Annotated in this window: 14 protein-coding genes; 10 read left to right on the top strand and 4 right to left on the bottom strand. The window is 62.9% G+C overall.

Annotation, left to right across the window (positions count from 1 at the left end):
* Window positions 1-261 precede the first annotated feature (261 nt).
* The 3 genes from ACSQ3E_RS13485 (at window position 262) to ACSQ3E_RS13475 (ending at window position 2,975) form a co-directional block, all read left to right on the top strand.
* A complete protein-coding gene (locus ACSQ3E_RS13485; protein WP_436123073.1) occupies window positions 262-1,446 on the top strand; it encodes an OmpP1/FadL family transporter in 1,185 nt (394 codons plus the stop codon).
* A gap of 292 nt (window positions 1,447-1,738) precedes the next feature.
* Window positions 1,739-2,170 (top strand): hypothetical protein, encoded by a 432-nt coding sequence (locus ACSQ3E_RS13480; RefSeq protein WP_436123072.1) that lies wholly within the window; start codon window positions 1,739-1,741, stop codon window positions 2,168-2,170.
* Window positions 2,157-2,975, top strand: a complete 819-nt coding sequence (locus tag ACSQ3E_RS13475; protein ID WP_436123071.1) for a tetratricopeptide repeat protein — start codon at window positions 2,157-2,159, stop codon at window positions 2,973-2,975. Before ACSQ3E_RS13480 ends, ACSQ3E_RS13475 begins: the two co-directional genes overlap by 14 nt.
* Window positions 2,976-3,094: 119 nt before the next feature.
* Here ACSQ3E_RS13475 and xth read toward each other — a convergent pair whose 3' ends face one another.
* Entirely contained in the window at window positions 3,095-3,886 is a 792-nt protein-coding gene (gene xth, locus ACSQ3E_RS13470; RefSeq protein WP_436123360.1) for an exodeoxyribonuclease III, read from the bottom strand.
* Between the two features lie 138 nt (window positions 3,887-4,024).
* On the opposite strand from xth, the gene ACSQ3E_RS13465 reads away from it, so the two are divergent.
* Window positions 4,025-5,509: a nucleobase:cation symporter-2 family protein gene (locus ACSQ3E_RS13465; RefSeq protein WP_436123070.1), complete on the top strand. Its 1,485-nt coding sequence runs from the start codon at window positions 4,025-4,027 to the stop codon at window positions 5,507-5,509.
* 53 nt (window positions 5,510-5,562) lie between these two features.
* Here ACSQ3E_RS13465 and ACSQ3E_RS13460 read toward each other — a convergent pair whose 3' ends face one another.
* The 3 genes from ACSQ3E_RS13460 to erpA form a co-directional block, all read right to left on the bottom strand.
* Window positions 5,563-6,048 carry a GNAT family N-acetyltransferase gene (locus ACSQ3E_RS13460; RefSeq protein WP_436123069.1) on the bottom strand — a complete coding sequence of 162 codons (486 nt, stop codon included), beginning with the start codon at window positions 6,046-6,048 and terminating at the stop codon, window positions 5,563-5,565.
* An 87-nt stretch (window positions 6,049-6,135) separates the two neighbouring features.
* Entirely contained in the window at window positions 6,136-6,513 is a 378-nt protein-coding gene (locus tag ACSQ3E_RS13455; RefSeq protein WP_310329135.1) for a VOC family protein, read from the bottom strand.
* 2 nt (window positions 6,514-6,515) lie between these two features.
* On the bottom strand, window positions 6,516-6,863 hold the full coding sequence (gene erpA / locus ACSQ3E_RS13450; RefSeq protein WP_436123068.1) for an iron-sulfur cluster insertion protein ErpA: 348 nt from the start codon (window positions 6,861-6,863) through the stop codon (window positions 6,516-6,518).
* Between the two features lie 71 nt (window positions 6,864-6,934).
* Here erpA and ACSQ3E_RS13445 point away from each other — a divergent pair, with 71 nt between their 5' ends.
* The 6 genes from ACSQ3E_RS13445 (at window position 6,935) to scpB (ending at window position 15,234) form a co-directional block, all read left to right on the top strand.
* Window positions 6,935-8,155 (top strand): deoxyguanosinetriphosphate triphosphohydrolase, encoded by a 1,221-nt coding sequence (locus ACSQ3E_RS13445; protein ID WP_436123067.1) that lies wholly within the window; start codon window positions 6,935-6,937, stop codon window positions 8,153-8,155.
* 72 nt (window positions 8,156-8,227) lie between these two features.
* Window positions 8,228-9,985, top strand: coding sequence for an arginine--tRNA ligase (gene argS / locus ACSQ3E_RS13440; RefSeq protein WP_436123066.1), 1,758 nt, complete (start codon window positions 8,228-8,230; stop codon window positions 9,983-9,985).
* A gap of 106 nt (window positions 9,986-10,091) precedes the next feature.
* Window positions 10,092-13,337 (top strand): SPOR domain-containing protein, encoded by a 3,246-nt coding sequence (locus ACSQ3E_RS13435; protein ID WP_436123065.1) that lies wholly within the window; start codon window positions 10,092-10,094, stop codon window positions 13,335-13,337.
* Between the two features lie 113 nt (window positions 13,338-13,450).
* Entirely contained in the window at window positions 13,451-13,636 is a 186-nt protein-coding gene (locus ACSQ3E_RS13430) for a hypothetical protein (protein WP_436123064.1), read from the top strand.
* Between the two features lie 66 nt (window positions 13,637-13,702).
* Window positions 13,703-14,503 carry a segregation and condensation protein A gene (locus ACSQ3E_RS13425; RefSeq protein WP_436123063.1) on the top strand — a complete coding sequence of 267 codons (801 nt, stop codon included), beginning with the start codon at window positions 13,703-13,705 and terminating at the stop codon, window positions 14,501-14,503.
* The gene (gene scpB, locus ACSQ3E_RS13420; RefSeq protein ID WP_310329122.1) at window positions 14,500-15,234 is read left to right on the top strand and encodes an SMC-Scp complex subunit ScpB; all 735 of its coding nucleotides are present in this window, start codon (window positions 14,500-14,502) and stop codon (window positions 15,232-15,234) included. Before ACSQ3E_RS13425 ends, scpB begins: the two co-directional genes overlap by 4 nt.

Genomic DNA, 15,234 nt, shown 5'->3' with positions numbered 1-15,234 from the left:
GCGCCCGATTGTTGCCATAATGTAACAAGCCTCCAAAACAGCCCGATTTCGGGCTGTTTTTGCATTCTGAAGCCGGATTTCCTTGGGAATTCAGGATCGATTGATACGGATTTGGCTAAAATTGACGTTTGCGTAAGCGGAAGGCGAGGACCTCGGTCACGCCGCTGCCGCAGGGCGGCCATTGTTTGCAAAAAATCAATGTTGCGTGAGCAGGCTGAATTCGTTCAATTCTCGTCACGAGGCATTCGGGAGAGGACCACCATGAACATTTCGCGTCTCAAAGCGCTGCTGGGGGCAACGGCGCTGACGATCGTTGCGGCAGGCGCAGCCCAGGCCGGCGGTTTTTCGCGCGGCACGGCCGATACGGATATTCTGTTTGAAGAAGGCAATGCGGCAAGGGCCGGCGTCACGGTTGTCCAGCCAAACCGTGGCAAGGATACCTTTAAGGTCGGTGGCACTACGTACCAGATGTCCGGTTTTGAGAACCCGACATACGTTATTCCTTCGGTGGCTGCGAAGTACAAAGTCAATGATGCACTAGCGTGCGCTGTGACCTACACAACGCCATTCGGTGGGCACTCTGACTATACCGGTTTCAAAGGTTCGCCGTTCCCTGCAGGCTATGATCCGACGTCTCTAACGGCCTCCTCCGAACAAGAGTTCGTGACGCATGAATTTGGCGGTACCTGCGCTTATGGTTTTGAGGCGGGAAAGGGGCGCTTCAGCCTCCTTGGCGGTCTTTTCTACCAGACTCTGGATTTTGAGCAGTGGGTTGGCGGTCCTACGAGGCCTTTGAAGTTCAGCCTCAGCGATGGACAAGTAGGCTATCGCATTGGCGCAGCATACGAGATCAAGGAGATCGCTCTCCGTGCTCAAGTGATGTATCGCTCGGCAACTGATATCGATGCGTCTGGCGATCTTAGCTTTACTTCCAATGGAGCTGTTCTTGGACCGGCAACGGGATGGGGAAAGTTCCCACAGAGCTTCGAGGCAAAGGTTCAGTCTGGTGTTGCGCCTGGCTGGCTTGTGTACGGTTCGGTCAAATGGACCGACTGGAGCGTGATGGACGTCATCAATTACAAGACGCCACTGAACCCCCTGAACCAGACGTTGAATTTCTTCTGGCAGGACGGTTGGACGGTCACTGGCGGTGTCGCCCACGCCTTCACTGAAAGTCTAGCCGGTACAGCCAGCATCACTTGGGATCGTGGCGTTGGCACTGGGCACGATATCTCTACGGATACGTGGACGCTTGGCCTCGGTGCGTCCTACAAGCCGAATAGCAATGTCGAAATTCGCGGCGGACTCGGCGTGCTGTTCATAGCGGCTGGATCGCAAGATTTCCGTCAATCGGGTCCTGGCACTGACATCCCCGCTCCGGGGCTTTTCACTGCTGAAAGCGACGTCGGCTACGCTGGAAATCTCTCGCTTGCCATCAAGTGGTAACCTCCACATCTGATCCAGAAAAAGCCGGGCCTCGTGCCCGGCTTTTTTGTTGCCGTATCGCCGACCCCTCTCGTTTCCATTTTGGAAACCATGGCGCGGCAAGTCGGCAACAGTTGTGACGAATCGGCAACACTTTTTAATCAAGCTATCGGCTAATGAACATGACGGGGACATTGCCAATTTCCCGCCATAAACCCGGCGCACCTCGAATGGGTCTTCGGACCAGCGCCCGGTTGCGGGCCGTTGGCAATGGAACCAACAGCAAAGCCGCGATGTTGCGGCAGGAACAGAAATGAACGCCAAGGCGACCTTCATGGCCAAGCTGCCCAGCCGTCGAAAGACGGCCGCATCGGCCTTTGGACGCCGCTCTTCCTGCCTCGCACCGAGTGTTCGCACCGGCCGCGGAAGTATTGGCGTCGCCAAACTCTCCGCTGGATCGATCGCGCAGGTGGCCGCCGATCACGATTTCTTGCAAGGCCTTGGCCGTAGTTTGGTCGAAAACAACGCGCATCTTGATGTGATCGATGTCGTGGACATGGCGCAGACGGCCGCAGAGGCTGGATTGGCGCGGTCCGACAGAGAAAGCGTGGAGAGGGCGAAAGAATGCACTCCGGGTCCGGCTGATCGGTCGGGCGCGCTCAGGAATTGTGTCCGCGCCGGACGGCAAGGACACGGTCACCCACCAAGGTGGGCGGAAGAAACGTACTGCTATGCGCATATCTGAGTTGGTAAGAGCATCAGCCTATTCGGCGCTTGTCGCGGCTTCCCTGTTGGGCGCCGCAGGCGAGGCGCTGGCGTTTGACGACAAGGTGTTCGACGACAAGACCGGCGTGAAGCCGGAATCGAGCCCGTGGGCGGTGTTCCAGTTCGGCTTCTCCGCCTACAAGAGCGGTCACAAGGATCAGGCCGTCGAGGCCTATCGCTACGCTGCCGAAAATGGCCAGATTGGCGCCACCTGGAAGCTCGCACGCATGTATGCCGAAGGCGACGGGGTGGCCCAGGATGACTATGAGGCGTTCAAGTTCTTCACCGAGATCGCCGAGCAGGACGTCGAGCCCGGCTCGCCCGAGGAGAGTTATGTCTCCGACGCGCTCGTGGCGCTTGGCGGCTACATGAAGGAGGGCATCCCGGGCAGCCCGGTGTCGGCCAACCCTGTCGCCGCGCAGGAATATTACATGCGCGCGGCCGCCAACTACCGCAACGCCAATGCCCAGTACGAGATGGGCAAGATGTTCCTAAAGGGCGATGGTGGCGTGAAGGCTTCCGTCAAGCAGGCCGGACGCTGGCTGCAGCTGGCAGCGGAAAAAGGCCATGCCGGCGCGCAGGCGACGCTTGGTAACCTTTTGTTCCAGAGTGGCAAGGTGGTGCGTGGCCTTGCCATGATGACCGCCGCCCTCGAACGCGCCCAGCCCTCCGACCAGCCCTGGATCCGCGGCATGCAGGAAGAGGCCTTTGCCCTTGCCGACGAATCCGATCGTCGCACCGCGATCTCGCTTGCCGAAGACATCCTGACCAAGGGCAACCAGTAGACGCACGATTACCGCCGCTGGTTTGCATGCGCCTTTCGGCGAGACCGCCATTGCGGTCGCCCAGCATTTTCTCAAGCATGATGTTGTAAGCGCGCCAGAGCCGGAGCTCTGGCTGTCTCTCAGGCCGCCTGAAGATTGAGGTCGATCGCCACCGGCACGTGGTCGGACGGCTTTTCCCAGGCGCGCACGTGCTTTTCGATCGAGGCTGATGCGAAGCGGTTCGCGGCTTCCGGCGACAGCAGCAGGTGGTCGATGCGGATGCCGTTGTTCTTCTGCCAGGCGCCGGCCTGGTAATCCCAGAACGTATAGACGTCGCGCTGGTCGGTGACCGAGCGCACGGCCTCGGTGAAGCCGAGATTCACCAGCCGGCGGAATGCCTGCCGCGTCTCGGGCTGGTACAGCGCATCGCCTAGCCACACCTCAATGTTGCGGGCGTCAACGGCTTCGGGAATGACGTTGTAGTCGCCGGCGAGCACCAGCGCCTCTTCCAGCGCCAGCCGCTCCGCCGCCCAGCGCTCCAGCCGCGCCATCCATGACAGCTTGTAGGGGAATTTCTCGGTGCCGACAGGATTGCCGTTGGGCAGATAGAGCGAGACGACGCGCAACACGCCCTTGTCGGTCGAGAACACGCCTTCGATGAAGCGCGCTTGCTCGTCGGTTTCATCGCCCGGCAGGCCGCGATTGACCTCGTCGAAACGCAGCTTGGACAGGATGGCGACGCCGTTGAAGCCCTTCTGGCCGTGCGTTTCGACGTTGTAGCCGAGCGCCTCGATCTCGAAGCGCGGAAAGCCTTCGTCGACCGTCTTGATTTCCTGCAGGCAGACGATGTCCGGATCGCTTTCCTTGAGCCAATGCACCAGGTTTTCGATGCGGGCGCGGACACCGTTGATGTTCCAGGTGACGATCTTCATGAATTTCACGCGATGATTTCAAATAATTCTTGATAGCCTGCACGGCGGTTCCAGACGATCCTGCACCATCCCTAGGGAGAAGGGAACCGGTCCTCTTCGGCATTCTTCGGACCGGCTGGCAAAAGGGGAACAAATGCCATGTCCAACAGTACTCATCCTGTGGACGAGGTGCTTCCAGCGCCTCGCCTAGCTGCACTCGGCATCCAGCACGTGCTGGTCATGTATGCCGGTGCAATCGCGGTGCCTCTCATCATCGGACGAGCCCTGAAGCTCGATCCGGAGCAGGTCGCCTTCCTGATCTCCGCTGATCTTTTCGTCTGCGGCCTCGTCACTATCATCCAGTCCTTCGGTGCGACACAGTGGTTCGGCATCAAGCTGCCGGTCATGATGGGCGTCACCTTCGCAGCCGTCGGCCCGATGGTCGCCATGGCCAACGCCAACCAGGGCCCCGACGGCGCCCGCATGATCTTTGGCGCCATCATCGGTGCCGGCATCGTGGCGTTCCTGATTGCGCCGCTGGTCAGCCGCATGCTCAGGTTCTTTCCGCCCGTCGTCACCGGCACCATCATCGTGGTCATCGGCGCATCCCTGATGCGCATCGGCATCAACTGGATCTTCGGCAATCCGGTGGGCCCGACCGCGCCCAGGCTCGTGGCGCCCGAGCATGCCGAATGGCTGAAGACGGTGACCGAGATGGCGGCAGCCACCGGCTCCACCATCCCGCCGATCCCGGCCAAGCTGGCGCTCGCCGCAACCGCGCCCAACGCCGCCTACGCACCGATGGTCAATGTCGGCATTTCGGCGGTCGTGCTGCTGTCGATCCTCGTCATCGCCAAGTTCGGCAAGGGGTTCGTGGCCAACATTGCCGTGCTGCTCGGCATCCTCATCGGCGGCGTGCTCACGGCGTCGCTTGGCATGATGCATTTCGACAAGGTGGCGTCCGCTGGCTGGTTCGAACTGATCACCCCGCTGCGCTTCGGTATGCCGATCTTCGACCCGATCCTGATCATCACGATGGTGCTGGTGATGATCGTCGTCATGATCGAATCGACCGGCATGTTCCTGGCTCTCGGCGACATGACCGGCCGCAAGGTGAGCCAGCCGATGCTGTCGGCCGGTCTGCGTACTGATGGTCTCGGCACCATCATCGGCGGCCTGTTCAACACCTTCCCGTACACCTCCTTCTCGCAGAATGTCGGCCTCGTTGGCGTCACCGGGGTCAAGAGCCGCTTCGTCTGCGTTGCCGGTGGTGTGATCCTGCTGATCCTGGGACTGGTGCCCAAGATGGGCGCGCTGGTCGAGGCGCTGCCGACAGTGGTGCTGGGCGGTGCAGGACTGGTGATGTTCGGCATGGTGGCAGCGACAGGCATCCGCATCCTGTCAAATGTCGACTTCAAGACCAACCGCAACAACCTGTTCGTGGTCGCGGTCTCCATCGGCTTCGGCATGATCCCTCTCGTCGCCCCCGACTTCAAGATGTGGATGCCGCACGACATCCATCCGCTGATCGAGTCGGGCATTCTTCTGGCGTCGGTTTCGGCGGTGGTGCTGAACGCCTTCTTCAACGGCACCAAGGTCAACGAGGCCGAGATCCGCGAAGCGGCGATGGCATCGGAAGCTTGATGCGGAACAACTGACAAGAGAGACGAGGGCCCCTGCGTGGGGCCCTCTGGTTTTCAGGCATCCAGCCGGTGAACGTAGAACTTGGTGTCGATGAACACGACCGGGAAGTTCGCCGGCAGGTCGGATCTTGCGACCTCTGCAAAGCCGTTCTTCTCGTAGAAGCGATGGGCGGCGAGGAACCTGTCGGTCGTGCCGAGATAGACCGCGCGGATGCCGCGTTCGCGGGCCGTGGCAAGCAAGAGGCCCAGCAGTCTCGCAGCGATGCCGTGTTCGCGGCCACGCCACTCGGCGGCGACGAACATCTTGCGCAAGGCGGCGAGCCCATCACCGATGTCGACCAGGCCGATGGTCCCGACGATCTTGCCATCTGCCTCGGCGACCCAGAAATCGCCAAGGTCGCGCTGATAGAATTCTGGAATGATCCGGAGGTCCGGCTGGTGGTCGACGGTAACGTCAAAGCCGAATTCGTCTCGCTGGATGGGCAGGATGACGTTCACCACGGCATCGAAGTCACGCGGTTCAAAACGACGGATATGCATGCTGTTCCCTTACGCTCGGAATCTTAGAACGCCCGGGGGCAGCGGCGCATCGCGACGAGATGGAGCGGTTCGGAGGAATGCGCAAGCCTATTTGCGTTCGACCAGCCCGATCGTGTTGCCGGCGGGGTCCTTCAGGAAAGCCATCCACTCGCTCTCGCCGGCAGGGCCGAATTCGCCCGCCGCATCGCGGTGGACGAGCGTGGGCGCGGTGGTGAACGCCACGCCATTGTCGGATGCGGTTTCGTAGAAGGAGTCGAGGTCGTCTATGTCGAGATAGATGGTCGCCTGCGGGATGCCGCCGGTGAAAAACAGCCTGATGCCACCGACGATGATGAAGGCTATGCCGGGCGGGTCGTAGCGGGCGTGGACGGGAAGTCCGAAGACGTCGAGCCAGAAGGCAAGCGTCGCGTCGATGTCGCGACCGGCCGAAAGCGCCACCTGACGGAGCGCTTGCGGCCTGCGCATGGCTAGATGGAGAAGCTGGTGCCGCAGCCGCAGCCGGCGACCGCGTTGGGGTTCTTGATCTGGAACGATTGGCCCATCAGGTCGTCGACGAAATCGACGACCGAGCCGCCCATATAGATCAGCGACAGATCGTCGACCAAAAGCGTCGCACCATCGCGTTCGATGGCGACGTCGTCGTCATTGCGGCCGTCGACGAGGTCGAACTTGTAGGAAAAGCCCGAGCAGCCGCCGCCTTCGACCGAGATGCGCAAGGCAATCTTGCCCGGATCGCCGGCGACGATCTTGGCTATCCGCTTCGCTGCGGCTTCGGTCATGTCGACCTTCATGGCGGTCTTGGCATCAGCGCCCATTGGCGTCACCTTGCTTTCGGTTTCTTATGATAGGTATGAAGCCACCTGGGGCAAGTCAACAGGTGGGGAGTATGGCAGGCGAACGGCAACTTGGCGATATCGGCTTCGGCTACCGGCCGCGCGCGGCCTATGCCTGCGATCCCGCGGCTTCGCGCGGCCGCCTGTTCGACGAGGTCGAGAGCCCGACGCGCACGCCGTTCCAGCGCGACCGCGACCGCATCATCCATTCGACCGCCTTCCGCCGCCTCAAGCACAAGACTCAGGTCTTCGTTGCCCATGAAGGGGACCATTTCCGCACCCGGCTGACGCACACTATCGAGGTGGCGCAGATCGCCCGGGCCCTGGCGCGCGCTTTACGCTGCGACGAGGATCTCGCCGAAGCGATAGCGCTGGTGCACGATTTCGGCCACACGCCGTTCGGCCATACTGGCGAGGATGCGCTGAACGACAAGATGGCGGCCTGGGGCGGTTTCGACCACAACGCCCAGTCGCTGCGCGTGGTGACCCGGCTCGAGAGCCGCTACGCCGAGTTCGACGGGCTGAACCTGACCTGGGAAACGCTGGAGGGGCTGGTCAAGCACAACGGCCCGCTGACGGACGCCGCCGGCAAGGGCCTGAAGGGGCCGGTGCCGCAGGCGATCCGCGACTATTCCGAGTTGCATGACCTGGAACTCGACCGCTTCGCCAGCCTGGAGGCGCAGTGTGCGGCGATCGCCGATGATATCGCCTACAACACCCATGACATCGACGACGGGCTGAGGGCAGGGCTGCTGACCCTGGAGATGCTCGACGACGTGCCGCTGCCGGCCTCGATCCTGCGCGGCGTGCGCGAGCGTTATCCTGCGCTCGATGCGATGCGGACCGGCCACGAACTGATGCGGCGCCAGATCACCATGTTCGTCGAGGACGTCATCTCCACTGCGACCGCAAGGATTGCGCGCCTGGCGCCGCAAAGCGCTGACGAGGTGAGGAACGCGGGCGAGGTGATGGTGACGTTCTCGGGCGAGATGACGGCTTCGGAGAAGGAACTGAAGGCGTTTCTCTACCGCAATATGTACCGGCATTCCGAAGTGATGCGGGTGCGGGCGAATGCCGACGGCATCGTGCGCGACCTGTTCGACGCCTATTACGCCGATCCACGTGCCATGCCCGAGGGCTGGCGCGAAGGGCTCGACAGGGCCGAGGATCGCATCAAGGCACGCGCCGTCGCCGATTTCTTGGCCGGCATGACCGACACATACGCGGTCAAGGAGCACCGACGCTTGTTTGACCATACGCCCGATTTGGTTTAGGCCGGGCGAGATCATCATTCAGTGGAATGTCACGTCAAAAGTGACGTCGAAGCGTCCTACGAAAGCCTAGAAATGAACATTTTCGCCGATTTCAGCGAGCGGATTACCAAAGCCGTCGAAGCGCTTGATTTGACTCCGAAAGAGGGCGGTACGCTCGACCTGACGCGTATTGCCGTCGAGCCGCCGCGCGATGCGACCCATGGCGATCTGGCGACGAATGCGGCGATGGTGCTGGCCAAGCCCACCGGGCAGAACCCGCGCGCGCTGGCCGAACGCCTGGTGGCGGAGTTGTCCAAGGATGCCGACGTCGCCAAGGCAGAGGTTGCTGGCCCCGGCTTCGTCAATCTCAAGCTCCACGACGGCTTCTGGCAGAAGCACCTGGCTGACCTGCTGTCGCGCGGCGCCGACTATGGCCGCTCCGGCTTCGGCAAGAAGAAGCGCGTCAACGTCGAATATGTCTCGGCCAATCCGACCGGCCCGATGCATGTCGGCCATTGCCGCGGCGCGGTTGTCGGCGATGCGCTTGCCAACATCCTTGGCTTTGCTGGTTACGACGTGTCCAAGGAATACTACATCAACGACGCTGGCGTGCAGATCGACGTGCTCGGCCGCTCGGTGATGCTGCGCTATCGCGAGGCGCTCGGCGACGAGATCGGCGAGATCCCTGCCGGCCTCTACCCGGGCGACTATCTCGTGCCGGTCGGTCAGGCGCTGGCCAAGGAATTCGGCCGCGACCTGCTGCAGAAGCCCGAGGACGAGGCGCTGGCGCTGATCAAGGATCGTACCATCGATGCGATGATGGTGATGATCCGCGAGGATCTGGCGCTGCTCAACGTGCGCCACGAGGTGTTCTTCTCCGAGCGCACGCTGCATGCCGACAACGCCAAGGCGATCCGCTCGGCGATCAGCGACCTGACGCTGAAAGGTCATGTCTACAAGGGCAAGCTGCCGCCGCCCAAGGGCGAGAAGCCTGACGACTGGGAAGACCGCGAGCAGACTTTGTTCCGCTCGACCGAGGTCGGCGACGACATGGATCGCGCCCTGGTCAAGTCGGACGGTGCTTTCACCTATTTCGCCGCCGACGTCGCCTATCTCAAGGACAAGGTCGACCGCGGCTTCGAGGAGCTGGTGTTCGTGCTCGGCGCCGACCATGGCGGCTACGTCAAGCGCATGGAAGCGCTGGCGCGTGCGGTAACCGATGGTGCGGTCAAGCTCGACGTGCTGCTGTGCCAGCTGGTCAAGCTGTTCCGCGACGGCGAGCCGGTGCGCATGTCCAAGCGGGCAGGTGAGTTCATCACTCTGCGCGAGGTCGTTGAGGAAGTTGGTCGCGATGCGATTCGCTTCATGATGCTCTATCGCAAGAGCGATGCGCCGCTCGACTTCGATTTTGCCAAGGTCACCGAGCAGTCCAAGGACAATCCTGTGTTCTACGTGCAGTACGCATCCGCGCGCTGCCACTCGGTGTTCAGGCAGGCAAAGGAGCAGCTCGGCCAAGCAGAGTTCGCGCGCGCCGGCCTGATTGGGGCTGTCGAACGGCTAACCGACGAAGGCGAAATCGCACTCGTCAAGAAGCTCGCCGAGTATCCGCGCCTGATCGAGTCGGCTGCGCAGTCGATGGAGCCGCACAGGCTGGCGTTCTACCTCTACGACCTCGCAAGCACCTTCCACGGACACTGGAATCGTGGCACGGACAACCATGACTTACGGTTTGTTAAGGTTAACGATCCAGAATTGACCTATGCCAGACTCGGGCTGGTGCAGGCTGTTTCGGACGTTTTGACGTCAGGCCTGGCGTTGATCGGAGCGGATGCGCCGACCGAAATGCGCTAGGTTTTCCGGAGCTGAATGTCACCTTTTGCCCACATTGCGCTGGTAAGGGCCAACCTTACGCGACGTTCATTGCGTCCGAAAAAAGTGCGAGAGTTCGGGAAAAAGAATGGCAGACAGAACCCAGCTGAAGATCGCAGACAAGAATGACTTCGCCGACGAAGATCCCTTCGCCGAACTGACGAGGATCATGGGCTTCGACCCGCGCCAGCCTGTGGTGCGCCAGGATGTTGGCGCGCCCGCTGATCGCGTCGAGCCGACCGTTGACGACGACTTCAGCATTGATCTGGAAAAGGAACTGCTCGGCGAGCTGGCCGGCGACGATCTCGTCGCGGAGCCGGAGCGCGTTGCCCCCGCGGCCTATGTCCAGGCAAGCGAACCGGCAGCTTACGCGCCCGTGGAATCGCCCGTTGCTTATGCGCCGGCTGAAGAGCGTGCCCGTGAGCCGGAATTCGCCTCCGACGCGTCGTTCGACGATGCCGTTGCCGCGAGCTTCGAGGATTTCTCGCTCGAAGACGAACTGCTTCGTCCGGAGGAGCCGGCTTATGCCGCAGCCCCCGCCTACGAGCCGGCGCCTGAAGTCAACTTCGCTCCGGAACCCACTTTCGCTCCTGAGCCTGCTTTCACGCCCGAGCCGACTTTTGCGCCCGAGCCCGATTTCGACGATGCAGTTGCCGCTTCCTTCGAGCAGGAGTTCTCGATGGAAGACGAGCTGTTGGCGGCCGAAGAGCCTGCCGAGCAGGTCGTGCAGCCGGTTTCTTATGCGGCTTCGACCGATGTCGATCTCGATGCCGATTTCGACGTCGCCCTTGCCGATGTCGACATGGATTTCGCGGCTGTCGACGATGACAGCTATGCCGTTGAAGCCGTCGCTGACGATCAGCTGACGCTGGGCGAATACCAGCCGGCTGAGCCGGAAATTGCATTCTCGCATGCCGATCTGGTCGAGGAGCCGCAAGCGGTTGCAGCACCTGTCGCGCAGGCCGAGGACTATGACGAGTTCGAGCGCCGCCTGCAGGACGCGCTACGCGACGAGGAGCCGGCCTATGAGCCTGCGGTCGCTTATGAAGCGCCAGCCGTCGAACCGACGGTCGAAGAACCGGTCTATGAGCCCGAGGTTGCCCAGGTCGCGGCTCCTGTGGCCCCAGTTGAAGACACAAGCCTCGAAGACGAGCTGAACGCGCTGCTTGGCAATATGAGCAGCCAGGCCAAGGCGCTGTCCGAGCCGACGCCGCTTCGCGTTGTCGAGCCGGTTGCTGTGGAGCCCGAGCCGACCTTCGCGAGCTCGCTCTGGGCGCCCGAGCAGCCCGTCGAGGAACTGGCACAGGCTTATGACGACACCGACTATGCGCCGTCCTACGACGCGCCGGTCGAGGAGTTCGTGGCTGCCGAGGAAGCAGCTCCCGTCCAGGCCGATGCCGGCTATTCCGAGCCGAGCTACGATCACCAGGCCGACATCGACGTCAGCTTCGACGACGACGCCTTCGACATGGCGCTCGAGCGCAGTGCCGTTGCCGAGGTGGCCGAAGTCGCCGCACCGGCAGTTGCCGTCGCAGCAGCCGCTGCTGCCGCAGCGCCGATGCGTCCGCTTGCTGCCTCGCGCTACGAGCAGGCTCGCAGCTGGGGCCTCGGTACGCCGGTGGCGCCGCGCGCTGCCGCACCAGTTGTAGCAGGCCAGTCGAGCTACCAGCCGGAAGTGATCCAGCAGCCGGATGCCTATGTGCCGGTCGCGCCGACTTATGAGCCGCAGGCCGAGCCTGTGGCCTATGCGCCTGAGGCGTATGCCCAGCAGGCCGAGCCTGAGGCATATGCGCAAGCAGAGCCTGTCGTCGACGATCTGGAAGCCGAGCTTTTCGCCGCTGTTTCGTCCTTTGACGATGCGCCTGATATCGAGACCGTCGATGTGCCGGAAAAGGCCGTTGCGCTCGCCGATGACCTCGACATCCCCGAACTTTCGTTCGAGGACGACGCGCCGCCAGCTCCGGCCTATGACGATCTCGACGGCGAATTCTCGAACCTGATGAACGAGATGAACGCGCCGGAGGCAACCAAGCCGGCCGCGTCATCGAACTATGCGTCGAACCCCTATGCCGACGGCTTCGATCGCAAGACGTTGCGCGATGGCGATGCGTCGCAGCCGATCGAACTGGCAGGTGCTGCCGCAGCCGGTGCCGCAGCGATGTATGCCGGTCGCCAGCAGGCCGACGACCGTCTCGGTGGCTTCGACCTCGGCGGCATGCAGCAGAGCCAGTCGAACGCGCCGCGCCAGCAGGCCCAGGCCGACGAGTTCGATTACGATCCTGATTTCGACGAAGCGATGGAAACGCTGCCCGGCTCGGCTCCAGCCCGTCCGGCGCGTCGCGGCATGATGATCGCCGCAATCGTCGGCGCTGTTGCCGTTGTCGGTGGCATTGGCGCCTTCGCGCTGTCGTTCGGTGGCGGCGAGGGTGCAGGCGCACCGGTCATCGTCAAGGCCGACGAGAGCCCGATCAAGGTCAAGCCGGAAAATCCGGGCGGCGCCACCGTGCCGAACCAGGACAGCAAGGTCTACGACCGCGTCGCAGGCGGCTCGACCAACGGCGCTCCGGCCCAGGACAAGCTCGTTACCAACGCTGAAGAGCCGGTCGACCTGGCAGCGCAGGAAGCCGAGGCGAACATGCCCGAAAACCTGCCGCTCAACGGAGATGACGTCGCTGCTGAACCGACTGCGAAGTCGGAAGAGCGCGTTGCCCAGGCACCGCAGGCCGATCAGCCCGACGCCAGCACCGAGACGGCCGCTGTCGCTCCGCGCAAGGTCCGCACCATGGTGGTGAGGCCGGATGGCACGCTGGTGCCGCGCGAAGAGCCGGCTCCGGCCGCTGTTGCCGCCACCGAGCCCACCGATCCGGCGCCGCAGCGTGTTGCCGAGCCGGCAAGCGAAGCCACCGGCACAGTCCCGGCCCAGCCGGCTCTGGCGCCCGTCGCCAAGCCCGCCCAGTCGGCCAACACCCCGTCCACCGCTCCGATTGCGCCGCAGCGCCCGTCCGAGCAGCCGGTCGATGTCGTTGGCGAAGTCAAGCCTGACCAGGTCGCGGCTGTCGCGCCGTCGGCTCCGACGACGGCTGCAGCTTCCGGCGCCTGGGCCATGCAGATCGCCTCGCAGCCGAGCGAAGCCGCCGCGAAGTCGACCTATGCCGATCTCGCTCGCCGCTATGGCAGCGTGCTGAACGGCCGCGAAGTCAGCATCGTCAAGGCCGACATCGCCGGCAAGGGCACCTTCTGGCGCGTTCGCGTGCCGGCTGGCACCCGCAACGATGCGGTCAGCCTGTGCGAAAGCTACAAGGCCGCCGGCGGCAACTGCTTCGTCTCGAAGTAAGCGAGCCACACCAAATTTGGAAAACGGCGCAGCCTGGCTGCGCCGTTTTCGTTTTGAGGCCTTCGCAGCGGGGTACGATTCAATCGCCGGTCAAAAGGCGCTAAGCTCTTGGCATGACCGAATCACCGCCTGACACGTTGGGGACGCGGCTTTCTGGGGATTACCGGGCAAAGACCGCGGCAATCCTTGCGGCGGATGCCGATCTTGTCCTTCACTGCAAAATCGCCGGCAAGTTGCATGCGCGCGCTGAAACCGTGGCGCAGGCGGAATTCGGACATTATTTCGAGGCAGTTGCATAGCCTCCCAAGGAGAAGGCACGGAAATTGGCGGAAGCATTGGAAAGCAAGGCGCAAAAGCCAGCACCGATGGACCGTCTGTGGGCGGAGAACGCTGACGACCGCATGACCGACGATCCGTCGCTGGTCGTCGACGTCGCCGGCTTCGAAGGCCCGCTCGATCTCCTGCTGCACCTGGCCCGCAGCCAGCGCGTCGATCTCTCCCGCATTTCCATCCTGGCGCTCGTCGAGCAGTATCTGATCTTCGTCTCGCAAGCGCGGGCGCTGCGGCTGGAGCTTGCCGCTGACTATCTGGTCATGGCGGCATGGCTCGCTTTCCTCAAGTCGAAGCTTTTGATCCCCAAGCTGCCGGGCGACGAGGGCGAGAGCGGCGAAGAACTGGCCGCCGTGCTGCAGTTCCGGCTGAAGCGGCTGGAGGCGATGCGCGACGCTGCCTCGCGGCTGGTCAACCGCAACCGGCTTGGTCGCGACGTCTTCCAGCGCGGCGCACCGGAGCTTGTCATCATCGACAAGCGCAACGAATATTCGGCCTCGCTGTTCGACCTTCTGAGCGCCTATGCCGGCCAGCGCCAGAGGCAGGCGATCACGAATGTGCAGATCGCCAAGCGCGGTGTCTGGTCGCTGAAGGCGGCGCGCGAAATCCTGACCCGCATGGTCGGCGAACTAAAGGACTGGACGGCGCTCGATCATTTTCTGCTGCGCTACATGACCAGCCCCGAAGAGCGCGCAACGGCGATCGCCAGCTCATTTGCCGCCAGCCTGGAAATGGTCCGCGACGGGACCGTCGAAATCCGTCAGCACGAGCCGTTTGCGCCGATCTACCTGCGCGAACGCCAGGCCGCGACCCCGCAGACCGAAGGTGCGTCATGACCGAAGGATCAAATGTCGTCCCGTTCGCCCTCGACGACGAGGACGGTGAGACCGTCGAGCACAACCCGGCGGCGCGGCTGCATCTGGCCGAAGCCGTGCGCATGGCCGAAGCCATCGTTTTCGCCAGCGCCGAGCCGGTGAGCGAGCGGCAGCTGGTCGCGCGGTTGCCGGAAGGCATCGACGTTCCCGCCGCCATGGCAGAGTTGCAGCGCATCTACGAGCGTCGTGGCGTCAATCTGGTCAAGGTTGCGGATTCCTGGGCGTTTCGCACGGCTGGCGACCTGGCCTTCCTGATGAGCCGCGACACCATCCAGCAGAAGAAGCTGTCGCGCGCCGCCCTCGAAGTGCTGTCGGTCATCGCCTACCACCAGCCTGTGACCCGCGCCGAGATCGAGGATATCCGCGGCGTCGAAACGTCGAAGGGCACGCTCGACACGCTGATGGAAACCGAATGGGTGCGCATGCGTGGCCGGCGCAAGACGCCGGGCCGGCCGGTGACCTATGGCACGACCGACAAGTTCCTCGATCATTTCGGGCTCGAGGAGATACGCGACCTGCCCGGCATGGAAGAACTCAAGGGGGCAGGGCTGTTGTCGTCGCGCATGCCGCCCGGCTTCTCGGTGCCGCTGCCGCCGTCCGATCCGGACCTGCTCACCGACGACGAAGACCCGCTCACCGACATCGACCTCGAAGAGCTTGGCCTGTTGACACCCCGCGTCACAGATGATTGA

Source organism: Aminobacter sp. LjRoot7 (assembly GCF_964252895.1).
In the GTDB taxonomy this organism is placed as follows: domain Bacteria; phylum Pseudomonadota; class Alphaproteobacteria; order Rhizobiales; family Rhizobiaceae; genus Aminobacter; species Aminobacter aminovorans_B.
The sequence above is the reverse complement of the archived record's forward strand: the minus strand, read 5'-3'. Positions and strand labels throughout refer to the sequence as shown.